This is a genomic window from Mucilaginibacter sp. NFX135, assembly GCF_048565145.1.
In the GTDB taxonomy this organism is placed as follows: domain Bacteria; phylum Bacteroidota; class Bacteroidia; order Sphingobacteriales; family Sphingobacteriaceae; genus Mucilaginibacter.
This window is the reverse complement of sequence record NZ_CP183412.1, coordinates 81,230-99,229: the sequence shown is the minus strand read 5'-3', so window position 1 is coordinate 99,229 and position 18,000 is coordinate 81,230. Positions and strand designations below refer to the sequence as shown.

The following is an 18,000-nucleotide window of genomic DNA, read 5'->3' as shown; positions in this document are numbered from 1 at the left end:
GTTATGTTTGATTATTTAAAAATTAGAAAACATTTTTTAATGCGATTCTACCTGCTTCTGTGATGAAATACAGTGATTCGCCACTATTATCTTTCGATCGTAAAAGTCTATGACCATATAGATATTTAATATCTGTTTGATTTATATCACCCATCATCGCAATTAATTCTGAGTCAACCATTGGTTCCTCCGCCAATTTTTCCAAGATTTTCTGTTGTATGTTGGATAAGTGAACGGGAATATATTCAGAGACCCCGTCCTTATTTTCAACAGGAGTATCTGGATGTATGTGGTAAACTACCAAAAAATGCGATCGATCTGCATCTGTGGACAATATCGGCTTAGGTGAGCCATTGTCGTATAGGGCATCGACAATTGAAGGTATTCCTGTGGCAAATTTCTCTGCCAGGCTTATATTTTTAAGCCAGTCACCCAACTTCAAATTTCTGTAATTTCTTGCGGTGATCTTCAGTGAAGCCAAAGCGTTTTCATCAATTGGAGGTAATGGCCCAGGATAACTTAGGATCTCGATACGTCGGCCGTCATTGTTGACTGAGGCATCTTGATGTTTGGAAGGTTGTTTATAAATTCGAATTTCGTTCGGATTCTCATTTTCGTAGCTCCGGTGGTACAGCGCATTCACGACGGCTTCTTTTAAAGCTTGATAGGGATAATTATCAAATCTAACTGATTCCGGTTTTGAGGCATCTTTTTTTACATATTGTTTAATCACAGAGGAACTCAAATATGCCAGGATAGCTTGTATCTGTAAATGGATTGGGCCTTTGAATTGTTTTTCCGAAAATCGTGTACCTGCTTCGTCTTCGAATTCTACCAAATTGGTTACGCAACCAGGAAAGAATTTTTCGGGATTTTTGCTAAACAATAGTAAGCCAACATTTAGGGGCTTTAAATTTTCGTTGGGGCCTCTGATTATTTGCATTTTCAAGCACAAGTCGACTAACGACATCCCTTGAGCTTCTGCAAATAACTGACTATTAATTCCTTGGAGGTAAGATAAAAGAGTTCCCAAGTCAAGGTCAGTAACACTAGCTGCGGGGTTAGTACGATCATCAAAATGTTTATAAGCCGCTAGTTCTCTTAACCTTATTTCTTGATCTTGGCTGGCTTCTTTTGTAACCGTGCCATGCCTGACGAACATTTTCATTCGCGGGTTTTTACCAGCCGAGTCGGCCGCGTAATAAGGACGTTGCTCTCCTGTTATGACCCAAATCACCAATATCCATTTTCCTTGAAAATCAAATGCTTCAATGGGAGGAAATATACTTTGCCTGATGTCGTCTTGGCAAAGTTTAAAAAAATCCTTTTGTATTTTGTCGATGTCATTTTGACTTAGACCCGCCGGAGGTAAAATCGGACTCCCGTCTTTTTCTTCAATACCAATCACGACATAGCCGCCTCCATACGCGTCTATATCGTTTGCAAATGCGCAGACAGTTTTTAAAATACTATAAGGATTCCAGCCTTTTTTAAACTCAATACGCACCGATTCAACAGTTCTTGCGTTAATTAAGTCGTCAATGTTTATGGGTAATGCCATTACTTTTAATTAGGATAAGCCCTATAAATTTGGTTGTTAATCATACAACCTCCCTTTGCGTAAAAAGGATGGCTTTTATGTAAAGACGGGTCATTTATGTCGGGATTGAATTGTCTTTTGCCCCATTGTTTGAAAAAGAAAGGTACTTGAGCATTTTGGCAATCTTGTTGAATCGCAAGCACCCAGTCTTTTTCTATTTTCCTGGCACTACCACCCGATTCTCCGCCCACTAGAACCCAATCGATCTTCTCATAATTAAAATCAGCTATGGGAGCGATTAATGGTTCAAAGGATATAAATTTCTTTTTCGCCGGTATAAGCTTTAGCCGTTCAGCACGATAGATGAATTCACTGTTTTCCACTGATACTCCTAACCAGATATTTGCTGACCAATTCAATTGATTCGCTAATAGTTGAACACGCTCGATCCTTTTAGTCAATACCTGAAAAGTATGTTGTGTAGCCTGGTTCATAATTACGAATACTGCTGATATATAACTATCAGGTACTGCTTCATGAAATAGATCGCTCATAGAATTCACAAATACTAACTGTGGTTTTTTCCAACTTAGCGGATCTGTTAACCGGCTGGGCGATAACGTCAATTCAAAGTTATTGCGATACTGAGCAATTCCTCGTTTATACTGCATATTTGCCCAACGCTCTGCATAACAATTTCTACAACCACTTGAAACTTTACTGCATCCTGTGGTTGGATTCCATGTGACCTCTGTCCATTCAATATGAGATTTAGGCATGCTTGATCAAACTTGAAAGTTCATTAATACAGTCCGCAGTTGCTGAAGGTTTAGACACTTTGTAGTAGCGTCTTAACATTCCATGTATTCTGCCACCAAGCCAAATTTCATCTTTCAAATTTAACCAAAAAGAATCTGATGTTTCATTGTGTGCTCTCAGGGCGGCGGTCTTTACTGCTTTATCAAGTTCGTCACTCATTTGATCAACCCCCATCGGCAGGGGATTTGAGCCAATATCTCTATGAACAAGAAGCCTTCTCAATACGTCTTCTCGTTTAAAACGCATCGAATGAAATTCACCATGAGTGATAACCAAGTGTTTTGGTCGTAACAAAACAAGTAGCGTGGGTAAGGTCGGTAATGTCGATCCACAGGTATCCAAATCGATAAGATCTACCACTACCTTATTTACCTTAAGTTCAGCAGCGGCTGACACAGCGTCCCCAATAAATAAATAAATCTTTTTATCGTCCTTTTGGAATAAATTCCAGGTACAATCTTTAGTGTCGATTTTAACAAACAAATGGTCACTTGCCATTTTTTCGAACTGTTTGAGCTTCGATTTCATCAACTCGGAAGCATAAACAGTATTCGCTCTAGCAATCCATTTAAAGGTTTGGTGGCCCGCCCCCGCATAAGCATCGAAAACTATTTTGGGTTTAACTTCACTAGCTATTTTTTCCGTGAATTTTTCTTTGGTGTCACGATATGAGGCACCAAAAAGATCATGTTTGATCCGCAATTTACGCACTTTGCTTCGTATACTGGGCAGGGTTCTATTTGGAAATAATGTTTTCAGTAATTTGGCATCAAATGATTCATTTTCAAGGAAAGTTAAAAGCACAGCTTCATCTTCCGCGCTCCAGTCGGTTGGTATCGTATTCGCTTTTCGTCTTTCAAGTATCATTTTGTAACAGTTGTTTGAGCTTCTGTAATACTTGCTCTGAAAATTTCCATGGAAGCATGTGGTACCGGCGGTGCTATACTATGCACCCTGACCCAATCAGGCGTTCCGTTGAATGGGCTCTGTATCCAGAATTGCCCTTGACTAAAGCTGTTAGCTACGTGGGCCAATTCTTTATCAAGGAAAGCGTACTGCGCATTTTTAGGATTGATCTTCATCACAACCCGCGTTGGGCATTGTTCAGGCACGATAGGATGTAAATCCTGGGGATTTTGCGTACTCAATACCAAATTCAACCGGAACTTACGGCCTTCACGAGCTAACCTTTCGAAGTTAGAACGCAAGCGGGCAAATACTTCGGCGCTGCTGCTAGAACCGCCCGATTTGTTTGCCGGGATAATCTGGTGTGCTTCATCAAAAAAGACATAGGTATTCTGCATTGCTTTCTTTTTTCGGTAGAGCCAGCTGACTAACTGCATTTCCCACATCAGGCGTTCGTCCTGGTTTAAATGATCAAGATACAAAATAGTTGTGCCATCAAAATCAAAATCGTCTAATGGGTTTTGATCCGACTGCAAGCCATCGGGGTCCATGTCAAAGTATTCCTCCAACCCACGCAGTGCTCGACGCGACGCCTCGAAAGTGCTCCGGTAATAAGATACGCCATTAGTTGGAATGGTAATTTGTGGCGTTGTATTTCTCGTCAATAAACGGGATATGGCGGTTTGCAACCTAGATAAAGAAGCTGGTTCACCACTTGATTTCAAACCTTCAGCTAAATCCTCAATTAAAAGCACAGCCTGATCTGAGCTTGTTCTAAATAAATATTCCGCATCTTTAGGTGAATCCAGATCTTGGAAACGCAAACTAATCCGTCGAACATCAACTGATCTTTTTCTGGCTAACTCAACAATGGAAATGACTTCTGTTTCAGCGTAAGGATCCTTTGTCCATGGTACAATTAAGCGAAATTTTCCAAAAACGCCTTTCGCTGCTTTGTAGTCATCCTCTTTAATTGATGGTTGCCATCCCGAGGTTGGAATATGATTTACAAAATCCCAAAACAACAATTGAGAAATATCACCTTGTACATCCGTCATGATGATCTTATTTTTGGCATCATGTTTTCGGATTTCGTAAGCGAGGTTTTTTAAAAAAACAGTTTTTCCGGAACCACTCTCACCTACAATGAAAATGTGTTTGTTATCCAATTTATCGATATCCCATTTATATTCGATAAAATCACCTGTATTCCAACCGTATGGCTTATTTCCAAAACCAATCATGCCCAAGTTAAGCCCTTCGTCCTTAACCCTTAAAATATCTTTCAGCGTTGGTGAAGGATCATTTGCAGACCGTTCCAATTTAGGAAAAAATAATCTGCTGTAACCTGAAGGTGGTCTTTGAATGGCTGATTCGGTAAATTCGTCGGGCTTATCTTCGCGCGGTGAAAGTTCGCGTGTCAGCGCAACCTGTATAACCATAGGCTGATGCGTATGGGGGCCGTTGATGTTATCCAGCGGTATGGTCGGGTCCATTAGAGTGTCTTGCTGATACAGCATGCTAGTCCTTTCCGGATTGAACGGGGAAACAGATTTGAGCCCGATAATTCGCCCGGCGTACCAAAAGTCTTTATAATCATTGGAAGATAGACCTTCGGTTTTCCGGTCCCTAATTAGGATCGAGGCACCTAAAGCCAATTGCGGCATTTTCTCCGGATCGTTGATGATATATTCGGCTAAGGCACCGTTTTCATCAATCGAGAAAGGAGTGTTAATGTCATGATAAGGTTTAGCGACCTCGACATTATTATCTATAGTTTTAGTTTCTTCCATGAATACAATAGTTTAAAATTCGATTAGACCCAGGTTCTTTTTCTCAAAGGCTGCTTTCATCTGCTGATCAATGACCCAATGTTCGTGATCTAAAGTACAACGTTCGCCTGCTACTTTGATCACCAACGGTTGATCGCCACCTAATTCATATTGCCAAATAGCAGCGGAAATTGCAAATTCTATTTGTGCAGGGTTTTCATCCCACATAAATTTCGGGATCTCAATCCTGATAAAGTTATAGGGTTTGGTACGTTTATGATAATAGCAAGTCAGTGGTTTTAAGCCTTCGAGGCCCGGCTGTTTAATGATTGGCTCCCGGGTAATCTCTATATATTCTATTAGGGGTGTTCGAAATCCAGGTTTCAGTATTTTTTTCAAAAGCAAGGAATCCGTACCGAATGAATTGATGATGCCGACAGTAATATTTTGGTTAGGAAAATAGTCTTCGATCAAATGCGGAAATTTGTTTAGCGCATTAATGAGCACTCTGGACTCAGCGATTTTAGAAGACAAGGCGATATAGGTCTTTTTTTTATTGGACCAAGAAAAAAGTTTTTGTAAGCCATTTCGAATATCGGCCGGTTTGCTACTATTTGAAAACAAAGCGCCATCTTTAATACAAACCAAAGGGCTATCATTATCAACCTCGATGTCTTCAATTGATAGCAGTTCCAGTGAGTGCTGAAATTTAACAGCCAAGCCTAAAGACTGCGATCCAGGTGCTTTTTTAAATTTTTCATAATTATATTTGAATATAAATGGTTTGCCCTTGCATTTGGTTAAATGATCATAAATCGGGCTATCAGTTTTATCAATCAGTTCATTGTAAGTATGCAGGGTATATGCGCTATTAAATATATTATTATCCAAAACTAGTAATGCGGACACATCCCGATTCTTAGTATAAAAATAGGGCTTCTCAAATCCTCGCGTGTATTTGAAATTAACGACTGATGACCTCGCCAAGATCATATGAAAGGACGTTGTCAGTAATCTGTTATTTGACCCGCATATACCAATAATATTCAAGCCGTCTAGTTGATCTTCTGTGGGTAATAACACTTCTTTAATTGGCGAAGATTCCACCAACTTAATCCGGTCATCAGCAACTGGCAAACCAATGGTTTCTTCTTCGTCCTGCCCGTAGATATCTTGATCCAAAGATTTAAGTTCCTCGTCGGAAACCGAGGAAAATGATAAGTCAGAGGGGCCCCTTGGTGGCAAAGCATCATACTCCCGTCCTTCAACCAAATTATCCAGAATTCCGTCAAAAGCGTTTAGTATATCCTTGGAAGCTTTTTCCATCATTGTTTTGTTGGCCATAAAAGATCTCTTATATCCGTACCCAATACATTGGCCACGTCAAGTAACGTTTCCAAAGAAGGCTGCATGTCGTTGTTACACCACCGTGAAATAGTAGTGGCATTTTTATTGGTTTTTTCAGCAAGCCATTTATTGGTCAAGCCTTTTTCTGCCAACACAACTCGAATCCTGTTAATCCCGTTTTTTGTCATATCTTTAGCCTAATACGCAAATTTATTGACTAAAATCGGTAAAAAATAATAGAATTACAATAAGTTAATTTAAACAAGTATTTTAAGCCAAAATTTTTTGGAATCTTGACATAGTTTTGATTAACCCCTTTTCGCCAATCCAATTGATATTTGTAAAGAGTTTATTTTTTGGCAAAATTGTCACTTTCAAATTGGCCAACTTTGGTCAACATATAGTGTTTCATCCATACTTGGCTACGAAATTGTCGCGACTTGGCATAACTATTTGTTGCGTAATTAAAAATTGCGATTATCAGTTAATCAATAATAAAATATACATAAAGTTATCGAGGTGTATTTGAATTATTGGAGATAAAAACCATAAATTTAACATACTGATAAACTGTCAAACCTTTCGCAAATATGTACACCATAGACCAAATTAACGCTGCTTATAGCAAACTTAAAGCATACATCTATTACGATAATACTGACATTCTGCTTAGGCGGCAATTGGTAGAGTTCGAGACAAACCGAACAAAAGAAACTAATTCATTATTCGGGGGAGGCCCGTCGCATGGATATGGTTTTACAAAGGTCAAAAAAGCTCGAACGGTTAGCGATATTCTTGAACATAAATTAAACAGAATCCATAAAGAACTTAATGAATATCACAAAGACAGCACTTTCTGGAATTTTTGGTTAGATAAAACAGACGTAAACATCTACCCAAAAAAAATACAGGAGGAGAAGCCCGAACCTAATTTTATTACAAATCGTCGTGTAAATGCTAATTATCCTGTAGAACGGGAAACCGCTTTTATCGATACCCCTATTGAAATCCATTTACTCAGTGTATTATGGTTAATGACACTTGGGGTCGCTTATGACGCTTGTCAGAAAGATTGTTCTTACGGAAATCGCCTATTACTTAACCAGGAAAGAGGCGCTGTAGTACAGGGGTCGGGTTTGTTTAAGCCATATTTTAATCAATATCAAAAATGGCGCGATGAATCGGTATTGACAGCCAAAACACAGTTAGCAAAAGGTAAAGACATTCTTTTTTTAAACTTGGATGTAAGGGATTATTTTCATTCGGTCCGGATGACTTCAGAAGAATTGATAGGAAATAAAAAAAGCAGGGGCAATCAGGCCGAAAATAACCTTCGAGAGATTTTTCTGAAACTACATCAACATTACACGCATTTAATTGCCGATGTATACAAAACACCGTATGATTTTTCAAAAGAATTATCGAGAAATGCTAATGGGGAATATCAGGAATTGATCTTACCGATAGGGCTGCTTTCTTCTTATGTATTAGCTAATTATTATTTAAAGGACTTTGATAAACGAATCACTGATAAGTTTAAGCCGGCTTACTATGGTCGCTACGTAGATGATATCCTAATCGTTATTACTGACCCTAATCCGGAATATAATAAAGATGAGGTGTTAAAAGAGTTGAAATTTTCTTTCGAAGAGCTGAAAGAGACAGCAAAGAAAAACAACGCCGATATATCTTTTAGAGAGGATCAACTGACTAAAACGGAGCAATTTATATTGCACAATTTCTACCCATTGCTATTACTGGTCGACCCACCCTATCCTTCTCCATCCGTTAATCCCGAATGCGAACCAGTTGAGAAAGCATTTAAGTTACTCGGCTACACTAATTTATACTGTCAAAGTTCCAAAACACTACTTTACTGGTTTGATCACCGCGAATCAGATTTAGTAATCGATAAATTAAAAAAGGAGTTAGATGCCAGAACCAGCGAGTTCCGGGATTTTCCAACTGAAAAAGAAAATCAGGAAACATTTGAAGAGAGCGCATACCATCTATTATATGATGGCACAGAAGGTAAGGTCCGGACTTTAAAGGACTATAAAGAAAATAGATTTGGACTAACAATCTTCCTAGCCAATAAAATATTCAGCGCTTTGCGGCACGAAACTATTGCAACTGGAGATGAGACTGATCAGGTGCTTAAATTTTTCAGAGGAATTAACTGTATCAGTTTCTATCGCCTTTGGGAGCGTGTTCTGACTTACTTTTTGGTGAAGAACGCGCCGGAAGCTTATGTGAAATTCTATCTCCATTGTGCTGAACAAATTCAAAAACTCCGTGTGAAAGACAGCAAGTCGCTTCGATTAGATGAAGCTTTGCACAAGACAATGGTGGATTTTCTTGATTGCGCCCATGAATTAACACTTTCGCTAAATCCCCGATTTATCGAGGACACCAAAGCTGCGTATAGGAACTTTGAATTTCAGGTCAGTAAAATTGAGGCGGAAGACTTTGCCTTTTTTTCAACCAATTTTGAGCCTACAAGAACAGAATCGTTTTGGGTTCGGAGGTTTAGAGAAAGTAATATGATAAGACATAGTTACGTCGTCCATCCTTTATTAAATTATACAAAAGCGAACAAGAACAACTGGTTAAAGTTCAACACCTTGGCGCTCGACTTCAAGCAATTCATGCTCGATCCAGGACTTATAGATAATTCACCAAGACCTGTAAAGTTCTGGGAATGTTGTTTGGCGGTGACTTCTCAGCATATCGGCAGTTCGGATAGCTATCTCATTAAGACACACGAGCAACAAAATCAAAGTAACTTGCTAAACTTAGCAATAAAAGCAAAGAGCCGCAATCAGCCAGATTTTTATTTAAATGAGGCATATGAACTATATAAAAAAATCAATGCCAACCACTTTCCTGACTATGTACTTCGAGACCCAGAGCTGCGTGACACCTTTTTCAACCGAAGTACTAGTGGTTTAAGTTATGACGGAACCACACCTGTGTGGGGGCAAGAAATTAGAGTTAATTCTTCTGGCAAAGAAAGACTAAGCAGTCCTATTCTAGCATTTGCTAATACAGCAATCCCTGTAGAAGATATAGCAGCCAGCATTCAGGGTCGCCCGCGATTAGACAAAGCGCGTTATCGTAAGATGGCTGAGATTTTAGAAAAAGCCAGAAAAGAAAAGGCTGATATGCTGTTATTTCCTGAGTTTTTTACGAATATAAATTTGCTGTCAAGCTTGGTACGCTACAGCGCAAAGAATGACGTTCTTGTGGTAACTGGGTTAGAACATGTTTCAATGGGCAATTATGCTCACAACTTTATCGTAACAATTCTTCCGGTAGTAGCCGGCGGTGTTCAAGATGCGGTGCCTGTCTTTAGATTGAAAAATCATTACGCTCATGCTGAGATTCATTTGATCGAACAATATCACATGAAGGTTCCAAAGCCTGCACCTTATCGCTACGATCTGTTCAATTGGAAAAATATTTATTTTTCCAGCTACTATTGTTTTGAATTAGCAAATGCCTTGCACCGTAGCATGTTCAGGTCGAAGTTAGATATATTAATCGGTGTAGAGTGGAATAAAGACACGCCGTATTTTTCAAATATTGTCGAGGCGGCTTCAAGAGACCTGCATGTGTTCGTCGCGCAGGTTAATACAAGTCAGTATGGCGACACACGTTTAACTCAGCCAGTGGAAACGGCCAGAAAAGATATTTTGAAGTTAAAAGGCGGCAAAAACGACGCGATACTGACTGGTGAGATTAATATCAAAGAGTTACGTCAATTTCAATTGAAAAAGTATGACCCCAGTGGAAAAGATTTCAAACCCCTTCCTCCTGATTTTTCCTTAACAGACGTTGTTAAACGCATAAATAATCAAAATGTCTTAACGCCTGATTTTTTATGAGTATGGATGTAGCCAAAAGTCAGCTAACAAAAAATGTTAAGGTCAAGAATCTTATAATCGAGAACCTGGACGGGATTATTGAGAACGCGCTGGTTTCCGCGAGAAGAGAGTTGAAAATACCGGAAGCAGAATTTAGAGAACGCATGAACCTTCTTAATGAAGAGTTCTATGCACATATGTACGATTCAATCGCACAAATGGTAGCTGACCATGCCTTTGGTAGTAGTTATCTTCAGGATTGGCGAATGATGAAGCGCCGTAGTCAGGCGGAAATAGTCGGTCGACATCGACGCGCTTTTCTCTATTTTTTTGGATATCTGCATACCTGTTTTTTGATTTACGAAAAACTGCGTTTGGGTCTGCAGGGTGCGATTCTTGATAAGCGGCACACTCTACATCTTTGTATGTATGGTAATCTTTGCCGTATGGCCGATGAGATCGGAATTTTATTGTCACATGGTTATACTTCGGCTGCTCTTACGCTTTGGCGTACATTTTATGAACATACTGTGGTGGGCCTATTGCTACTCCGAGAAAATTCGAATGAATTAGCCGACCGTTTCGATGCGGCAGGGCATCGTGATTTAGAAGTAAGAGCGGAGAGTTATATAAAACGTCATGGCGAACTTGGTTTCGATCCGTTAGACCAGCAAGAGGTGATGGATATTGAACAGCGCGGCGCTTGGTTGCGTGAACATTTCGAAGCACAACTCTTTAAGCAGGACTATGGATGGGCTGCGAAAGTGCTTGCTGAAAAGCCAACATTCCGCGCGATCGAAGCCCATGTAGGCTTGAGTAAATTCAGACCGTTTTACATTTGGGCTTCGAGTTTTACACATCCAAATTTTGAACGACTGACAGACTTTTGGAATGGTGATAAAATGATTATGGACCGCATTACCGCACAGGAGCATGAATTACAAGCTTTCGTAGATCCAATGCAATTGACCATGGCTTGCTTTCAGGAAATTAATACGGAAATGTTAGCTATTTTTTCACCGGATCACCAATTTGAAGCGAACATATCAATTTTGGACAAACTTTATGAAAAATTGATTGGACAGCTTGGAGAAACGCCACCAAATAAAAGCTAACACCCTCTAACATCGAATGAGGTAAGAAAGGAAGCTGTTATCGACTTTAGACTTTCAAAGTTTAAGATATATTGAGTGATATTAGCCATAAACATCTTCGGGTAAAGTATAACTGAACATTATCAAACGTAGAAACATGTTTTTTTTAAATATACAACATGAATGAATGAGGCAAACGATTTCATTTTAAAGTGTCAAAGCAAAATGCTATGTTTTGATTGTACCGAAACCGACAGACAAATAAACTTAATTGGATACCAACAATTCGTTTATTAAGCCAATCTTCACTATCGAGATCGCCTTTAGTGCCACTTTACGCTAATCGTTAATTAAGAATAAATTGCATCAATCGGTATTAATGCGTATCTTTATGTAAGTCATTAGGAATTAAACTGTTGCAAATTATTTGTGGAAAATTCGGGAATTGCCACTTTTGCAAACTTGTAAGATATTGAAATAGAGAATATTAAAGGGATAAGTTCGAGTCCCGTCCATTCCGCTGAAAACAATGTCAAAATTGCCTAAAAGCCTGTAAATCATCGATTTACAGGCTTTTTTGTTTGGCCGAAAATACCAAAATATGCATGTTTTAGCATAAAAAAGGTGAGCAATTCGGTGAGCATATTAAAGCTAAAAAGATGCTCACCAGAAATACCATAAGTAACTGATTTATAAGATGTTCAGCGAGTGAACATCTTGATTGCAAGTGATGGAATAATCAATTTTGTTTCACTATTTAATTCATTTGTAATGAGAACTAACATCAATTTGCTTTTTTATTTAAAGAAGCGCTCTACCTACAAGCATGGTCCAGTGGCCATCTATCTCCGATTTACCGTTGACGGCCAAAGAGCTGAAGCCTCAACCGGTAAAACTTGCGACCCTTCCCGCTGGAATACACAAGCAGGCCGTGCTATCGGCACCAAAGAAGACGTTCGTACCCTCAACTCTTATCTCGACACCTTGCAGGCCAAAGCCCAGGAGTTCCATCGCTGGATGACGGCTAATGACGAAATGGTTACCGCCGAAAGCCTCAAAAATCGCTTTATTGGTAAAACAGAAAAGGTACGCACCTTGGTTACCGTTTTTGAAGATCATAACCAAAAGATGCATAGCCTGGTAGGACAGGAATTTGAGAAGAGCACACTACAACGTTATGAAACAGCTTTAATGCATACCAAAGATTTTATACAGTGGCAGCACAATGTTTCTGATATACCTATCACAAAAATCAATTTCGAATTCCTTAATGACTTTGAATACTACCTGCGGAGCGTGCGCAAGTGTGCGAATAATTCTGCGATCAAGTATATCAAGAACTTAGGCAAGATTGTCCGTATCTGTTTAGGAAACGGCTGGCTTACTGTTGACCCCTATCTAAATTATAAACCCAAAACAAAGAAAGTTCATCGGGTAGTGCTGACTAAAGAAGAATTGACAGCGATTGCCGAAAAGCAATTTCCCGTAGACAGACTAAGATTGGTTAGGGACATCTTCCTATTTAGCTGCTATACCGGGCTTGCTTATGTAGATGTTAAAAAGCTTAAACGTTCCGAAATGTCTAAGGGAATCGACGGCGACCTATGGATTCATACTAACCGCCAGAAAACAGATACTTTATCCCGCATTCCCATTTTGCCGGCCGCATTAAAAGTCGTTGAAAAGTACGAAGACAATCCGCAATGCATTGTCGATGACCTTTTGCTACCGGTGATGAGTAACCAAAAAATGAATGCCTATTTAAAGGAAATAGCCGACTTGTGCGGCATTTCCAAATTACTGACTTTCCATATTGCCCGGCATACGTTTGCCACCACCGTAACGCTTAATAATGGCGTTCCGATAGAGAGTGTGGCTAAGATGATGGGACACACCAGCATCAAGACCACACAGATCTATGCTAAAGTAATGGATCATAAGATTAGTTCTGATATGGCCGCACTTAAAATCAAATTGTCATCAATTAACTAATTATTAACCATCAAGTGACAAATATTCACAAATATTAGGCAGTTTATTTAGTTATGGTTAGATTTGGGTATGATAAAAGAAATCAATAAACGAGTAGTGTTGGTGCAATGGAAACGTTTTGCAGGCATTGATATTGATGTATTTTCAAGTCTGAAAGGTTTTTGCGATAGCTACCCGGATTTTAATTATCATACCCTTAATAATTACCTTTCAAAAAAAAAGGTCCCATTTGAAAACGAGGAGGTTAAAATAGAACGGCAACCGCTGATACAAAAAATCAGCAGGCCCAATCTCTCGCCCGTGTTATTCTGGGATTTTGAGTTTGATAAAATTGATTGGAGGCGATCAAGACTGACTATTATGGAGCGGGTGCTTGATAAAGGCAACCATTCAGATTGGAAAGAAATGATACGATTTTATGGCAGAGATAATCTAGTTCATGCTTTAAAAGAAGAAATCAATTATTTAACCGATATGACTGTAGAAGCTGTTTGTGAATATTTTCAATTGAGCAAAACCGAGCTCAAATGTTACACGAAGAAACAGTTAAACCAGGGACACTGGATCTAATTCAAAAGCTGATGCAAGATCAGCAATTCAACTCTTTTTACCTTGTTGGCGGAACTGCTTTAGCATTAAAGTTAGGCCATAGAGAATCCATTGATATAGATCTATTTAATATTGGGGATTTTGATGCCGCAATATTAGCGGCCCATTTGGAAAGACAATATCACGCATTAATCAGAAGGCAACAAAGCAACTATGTCAGCGGGAGTATTTCTAACGTAGATTTTGACCTGATTAGTCATAAATACCCTGCAGTTAAACAAATCGAAACCATTCAAGGTATTCGGATGATGTCCTTAGAAGATATTGCCGCCATGAAATTAAATGCGATAGTTCATAGCGGGCAGCGAATCAAAGACTTTATTGATATTCATTACCTGCTACAGGAATTTGAATATAAAGACATTCTGGAATTTTATTTTAGTAAATATCCCAATGTGAATCAAACTCAAGCCCGTAACTCGCTTCTCTACCATAAGGATATTGATTTTAATGTTCCTGTGATTCTTAAAGATAAAAACCTAAGATGGCAACATGTAAGTGCAAGTATTAACAATGCCATAGCAAAACATGATAGGGAACAGGAAAATCCGGGATTTAATCGGGACGATGATAATTCTGAAGATATAGGACCTAACAGAGGTGGTCCTAAGAGATAGTAGATCTTGTCAATTTTAAGAGATGCGGAGAATGACTGTTTTATTCTCCGCAAATTTGCGGAGAATATTATTTAGTAACTATATAGCTGTGTATCTGTATAATCAGATATACAGCTATATAATAAAAGGTAATAATACGGCACTTGGACAAAAACGAAATTTAGCTATTCCAGATATTTGCTGTTCTGGCATTGTAAGGAGTAACTTTGCATTTAAATTTTTTTTCTATTTCCAATATATGTTTTAAGTCGTCGTCTGAAAACACACCAATATAAACACTCCAAAGTTTCTCCTTTATCTTCATTCCATGTTTGGTTGCGATGTTAATGGCATCAATAATATGTGTATCGTAATCACCAAAATTGAAACCAAATGTTATTAGTGAGCCTTCTATATTTGACAACTGATCATAACAAAAAGTTAAATACTTATTATGCATAATATGAGACAACTTCTCTTTTCCATTCCCAGCAGTTACAAAAATAGGATACTCGTTATTTTCAATTTTGCTTTTTACATTTTCTAAAAGATAATGTTCTGTATCATACTCCTCTTTGACAATGAGAATACCATCGTCAAAAATTGGTAGGGTGCCATGTAAATAATAAATGTTTTGTTCGTCTTTGTGTTTACCCCAGCGTAATTCAGAATATTCTAAATCTTCTTTGGGAACATAAGTACCACTCTCAATATCTGTCAGTAAATCCCTACCAAATCCATCAATGGCATTTTTTGCATGATTCCTCATTAACACCCAATAAGGCAATAAATCGTAATTTGTAGAAAACACATTGGAGATTCTGATGAACCAGACCACCTGATTCCGGGGCAAGCTGACCACCAATTCCGGGGCAAACTGACCAGGGGATTCCGGGACAAACTGACCACCCTCAACGTGTAGCAAATGCTGTAGAAGCAACCATCTTTTGGAGGCAACATATACCTCCAAACATGGCCAATTCGACGATCAGCATGAGTAAGATTAGAAAGATTTTAAGGATGTACAGCCAGCAGCGGCCCATAATGACCATCGCTGCCCAGACTGATGCATCCCGGAATACCGTAAAGAAGTACCTGGCCGCCTTTAAAGCCAGCAGCTTTACCTTTGAAGAGATCGATGCCCTTAACGATAAGGAACTCGAAGATCTCTTCGGTAAAAGCAAAGAACACCCGCCCACCAGCCGTATGCAGTCCATGCAGCGCTGTTTTCCCCAAGTAGATAAAGAACTCAAACGCACCGGTGTCAACCGGTATATGTTATGGGAATCCTACCGCAAAGAGTTCCCTGACGGCTACCAGTACAGCCAATTCTGCTTTTATTACAACCAATGGAAGGCCAGGGTCAACCCGACCATGCACATGGATCACAAAGCCGGTGATAAGCTTTATGTGGACTTTGCAGGCGAAAAGCTAAGCTATACCGATAAGGATACCGGTGAAGTTATTGCAGTAGAGGTCTTTGTGGCTATCCTCGGAGCCAGTCAGCTTACCTATGTAGAGGCGGTTCCGAGCCAGCAAAAGGAAGACTTTATTGCAGCTTGCGAGAATACGCTGCACTTTATCGGCGGCGTTCCTGCCGCCATTGTACCCGATAACCTGAAGGCAGCCGTGACCAAAAGCAGTCGCTATGAACCCACTTTGAACGAAACGTTTGAGGACTTTGCAGACCATTACGGTACCACCATACTACCGGCGCGGGCGTACCGCCCGCGTGATAAAGCACTGGTAGAAGGTGCTGTTAAGATCATTTATACCAAGATCTACGCGCCTATCAACCGGGTTACCTATCACTCTTTAAAAGAGCTGAATACAGGTATATGGGAAGCGTTGGAAACCCATAACAGCCAGTTGCTCAAAGGACGTAACTATAGCCGCAGGCTACAGTTTGAAGAGATCGAACGGCATACCCTGATGCCGCTGCCTGTCCTGCTTTACCAGTTCAAAAAGCACTTCTACGCTAAGGTGATCAAGAACGGCCATGTCAATCTTGGCCCTGATAAACACTATTACAGTGTGCCTTACCGCTTCATCGGCAAGCGGGTAAAGCTATTGTATTCCCGCACTATCGTGGAGATCTACTCCAACTATGAACGTATCGCTTTGCATAAGCGGGCAAAGAACCCTTACGGCTATACAACCGATAAAGACCACATGGCCACTACACACCGCTTTGTAACTGACTGGACACCTGATAAGTTCCTGGATTGGGCCGCATCCATCCATGAGGATGTGAGGCTGTATATCCTGAAGATCCTTGACCGGAAGCAACACCCGGAGCAGGCCTACAAGTCCTGCCTGGGTGTACTTGGCTTCGCCAAGAAAGCAGGTAACGAACGGTTAACGATGGCCTGCCAGCGTGCGCTCAGCTATGGTATTCATAACTATAAAACGATACAAACCATCCTGGAGAACAAGATGGATGGCTACGAGGAAAGCCTGTTTGCAGATGAGTTGCCTATGCCTAACCATGATAATATCCGGGGAAAAGACTATTACAAATAACCATTAAACAACAAATAACATGAACACAAGTACACTAGACAAACTGCGGAAGATGAAGTTCTTCGGCATGTTCCATGCCTTCAAAAGCAGCATGGAAACGGGTAAAACGAATGATTATACAGCGGATGAACTGCTGGCCCACCTGGTAGATGCAGAATGGGACGACCGGCAAAACAGGCGTATCGAACGGCAGATACAGTATGCCAAGTTCCGCTATAAAGCCTCTGTGGAGGACGTTCATTACCATGCCGACCGAAGTATCGACCGCAACCAGATCATGCGCCTGGCAGACTGTACCTTCATTGACCGCAATGAAAACATACTGGTTACCGGCAGCACCGGTATCGGTAAAAGCTATGTGGCTTCTGCTATCGGCTATCAGGCCTGTATGCTGGGCTACAGGGTATTTTATGCCAGCACCCCTAAGCTATTCGCTAAACTGAAAATGGCTAAGGCAGACGGCTCTTATATCAAGGAACTCGCTAAACTGGAAAGGACACAGCTGCTCATACTGGATGACTTCGGTATCCAGCCTTTTGATGCACAAAGCAGGGCTGCGCTAATGGAACTGATCGAGGACCGGCACGGCAAGACCTCGCTGATCATAACCTCACAGCTACCGGTAAGCAAATGGTTTGAAGTGATCGGTGAAAAAACGGTTGCTGATGCGATCCTGGACCGGATCGTTCATGATGCGCACCGCATCGAACTAAAGGGAGAATCTATGAGAAGAAAACGTAACGTTGAACCGGAAACCAGCTACTAATGAAAATACCTTTTAAATAACTATTTTTGTACACGCTTTTATAGCGTTTGCTGCACGCCCCACGTCAGCTAATTGCCTGGTCAGTTTGGCCCGGAATCAGGTGGTCAACATCTCCATAACATACATATAAACCAAAGCGCTCAGCATTCGGCGTGCTAAAACCTGATGAA

General features: G+C 40.1%; 14 protein-coding genes. 7 read left to right on the top strand and 7 right to left on the bottom strand.

Annotated elements, in window-relative coordinates; genetic code table 11:
- Positions 1-22: 22 nt before the first annotated feature.
- The 6 genes from ACNURT_RS00415 to ACNURT_RS00390 are packed head-to-tail and all read right to left on the bottom strand — an operon-like array spanning position 23 to position 6,572.
- A complete protein-coding gene (locus ACNURT_RS00415) occupies positions 23-1,561 on the bottom strand; it encodes an RNA-binding domain-containing protein (protein WP_419700069.1) in 1,539 nt (512 codons plus the stop codon).
- 5 nt (positions 1,562-1,566) lie between these two features.
- A complete protein-coding gene (locus ACNURT_RS00410) occupies positions 1,567-2,319 on the bottom strand; it encodes a DUF5131 family protein (RefSeq protein ID WP_419700068.1) in 753 nt (250 codons plus the stop codon).
- A complete protein-coding gene (locus tag ACNURT_RS00405) occupies positions 2,312-3,226 on the bottom strand; it encodes a hypothetical protein (protein ID WP_419700067.1) in 915 nt (304 codons plus the stop codon). Before ACNURT_RS00405 ends, ACNURT_RS00410 begins: the two co-directional genes overlap by 8 nt.
- Positions 3,223-5,058, bottom strand: coding sequence for an ATP-binding protein (locus ACNURT_RS00400; RefSeq protein ID WP_419700066.1), 1,836 nt, complete (start codon positions 5,056-5,058; stop codon positions 3,223-3,225). The genes ACNURT_RS00405 and ACNURT_RS00400 overlap by 4 nt, the downstream gene beginning before the upstream one ends.
- 12 nt (positions 5,059-5,070) lie before the next feature.
- Positions 5,071-6,381 (bottom strand): hypothetical protein, encoded by a 1,311-nt coding sequence (locus ACNURT_RS00395; RefSeq protein ID WP_419700065.1) that lies wholly within the window; start codon positions 6,379-6,381, stop codon positions 5,071-5,073.
- Positions 6,363-6,572, bottom strand: a complete 210-nt coding sequence (locus ACNURT_RS00390) for a helix-turn-helix transcriptional regulator (RefSeq protein WP_419700064.1) — start codon at positions 6,570-6,572, stop codon at positions 6,363-6,365. The genes ACNURT_RS00395 and ACNURT_RS00390 overlap by 19 nt, the downstream gene beginning before the upstream one ends.
- Before the next feature lie 402 nt (positions 6,573-6,974).
- Between ACNURT_RS00390 and ACNURT_RS00385 the strand changes: the two genes are divergently transcribed.
- From ACNURT_RS00385 to ACNURT_RS00365, 5 genes are all read left to right on the top strand, one after another.
- The gene (locus tag ACNURT_RS00385; RefSeq protein ID WP_419700063.1) at positions 6,975-10,271 is read left to right on the top strand and encodes a reverse transcriptase domain-containing protein; all 3,297 of its coding nucleotides are present in this window, start codon (positions 6,975-6,977) and stop codon (positions 10,269-10,271) included.
- 2 nt (positions 10,272-10,273) lie between these two features.
- Positions 10,274-11,365 carry a DUF5677 domain-containing protein gene (locus ACNURT_RS00380; RefSeq protein WP_419700062.1) on the top strand — a complete coding sequence of 364 codons (1,092 nt, stop codon included), beginning with the start codon at positions 10,274-10,276 and terminating at the stop codon, positions 11,363-11,365.
- Positions 11,366-12,115: 750 nt separating this feature from the next.
- Positions 12,116-13,336, top strand: coding sequence for a site-specific integrase (locus ACNURT_RS00375; RefSeq protein ID WP_419700061.1), 1,221 nt, complete (start codon positions 12,116-12,118; stop codon positions 13,334-13,336).
- 69 nt (positions 13,337-13,405) lie between these two features.
- Positions 13,406-13,906 (top strand): DUF6922 domain-containing protein, encoded by a 501-nt coding sequence (locus ACNURT_RS00370; RefSeq protein ID WP_419700060.1) that lies wholly within the window; start codon positions 13,406-13,408, stop codon positions 13,904-13,906.
- Positions 13,864-14,562: a nucleotidyl transferase AbiEii/AbiGii toxin family protein gene (locus tag ACNURT_RS00365; protein ID WP_419700059.1), complete on the top strand. Its 699-nt coding sequence runs from the start codon at positions 13,864-13,866 to the stop codon at positions 14,560-14,562. The genes ACNURT_RS00370 and ACNURT_RS00365 overlap by 43 nt, the downstream gene beginning before the upstream one ends.
- Before the next feature lie 160 nt (positions 14,563-14,722).
- On the opposite strand, the gene ACNURT_RS00360 is transcribed toward ACNURT_RS00365, so the two are convergent.
- On the bottom strand, positions 14,723-15,466 hold the full coding sequence (locus ACNURT_RS00360; protein ID WP_419700058.1) for a DUF4917 family protein: 744 nt from the start codon (positions 15,464-15,466) through the stop codon (positions 14,723-14,725).
- Positions 15,467-15,534: 68 nt separating this feature from the next.
- Between ACNURT_RS00360 and istA the strand changes: the two genes are divergently transcribed.
- Positions 15,535-17,064 carry an IS21 family transposase gene (gene istA, locus ACNURT_RS00355; protein ID WP_419699087.1) on the top strand — a complete coding sequence of 510 codons (1,530 nt, stop codon included), beginning with the start codon at positions 15,535-15,537 and terminating at the stop codon, positions 17,062-17,064.
- 19 nt (positions 17,065-17,083) lie between these two features.
- Positions 17,084-17,830: an IS21-like element helper ATPase IstB gene (gene istB / locus ACNURT_RS00350; RefSeq protein ID WP_128533444.1), complete on the top strand. Its 747-nt coding sequence runs from the start codon at positions 17,084-17,086 to the stop codon at positions 17,828-17,830.
- The last annotated feature ends 170 nt before the right edge of the window (positions 17,831-18,000 follow it).

What these genes read in the sequence shown, in the direction of transcription:
- ACNURT_RS00385 (WP_419700063.1), top strand. Translation starts at nt 6,975, where the DNA reads ATGTACACCATAGACCAAATTAACGCTGCTTATAGCAAACTTAAAGCA.
- istA (WP_419699087.1), top strand. Translation starts at nt 15,535, where the DNA reads ATGAGTAAGATTAGAAAGATTTTAAGGATGTACAGCCAGCAGCGGCCC.
- ACNURT_RS00370 (WP_419700060.1), top strand. Translation starts at nt 13,406, where the DNA reads ATGATAAAAGAAATCAATAAACGAGTAGTGTTGGTGCAATGGAAACGT.
- ACNURT_RS00365 (WP_419700059.1), top strand. Translation starts at nt 13,864, where the DNA reads ATGTTACACGAAGAAACAGTTAAACCAGGGACACTGGATCTAATTCAA.
- ACNURT_RS00410 (WP_419700068.1), bottom strand. Translation starts at nt 2,319, where the DNA reads ATGCCTAAATCTCATATTGAATGGACAGAGGTCACATGGAATCCAACC.
- ACNURT_RS00415 (WP_419700069.1), bottom strand. Translation starts at nt 1,561, where the DNA reads ATGGCATTACCCATAAACATTGACGACTTAATTAACGCAAGAACTGTT.
- ACNURT_RS00400 (WP_419700066.1), bottom strand. Translation starts at nt 5,058, where the DNA reads ATGGAAGAAACTAAAACTATAGATAATAATGTCGAGGTCGCTAAACCT.
- ACNURT_RS00380 (WP_419700062.1), top strand. Translation starts at nt 10,274, where the DNA reads ATGGATGTAGCCAAAAGTCAGCTAACAAAAAATGTTAAGGTCAAGAAT.
- ACNURT_RS00390 (WP_419700064.1), bottom strand. Translation starts at nt 6,572, where the DNA reads ATGACAAAAAACGGGATTAACAGGATTCGAGTTGTGTTGGCAGAAAAA.
- ACNURT_RS00395 (WP_419700065.1), bottom strand. Translation starts at nt 6,381, where the DNA reads ATGGCCAACAAAACAATGATGGAAAAAGCTTCCAAGGATATACTAAAC.
- istB (WP_128533444.1), top strand. Translation starts at nt 17,084, where the DNA reads ATGAACACAAGTACACTAGACAAACTGCGGAAGATGAAGTTCTTCGGC.
- ACNURT_RS00405 (WP_419700067.1), bottom strand. Translation starts at nt 3,226, where the DNA reads ATGATACTTGAAAGACGAAAAGCGAATACGATACCAACCGACTGGAGC.
- ACNURT_RS00375 (WP_419700061.1), top strand. Translation starts at nt 12,116, where the DNA reads ATGAGAACTAACATCAATTTGCTTTTTTATTTAAAGAAGCGCTCTACC.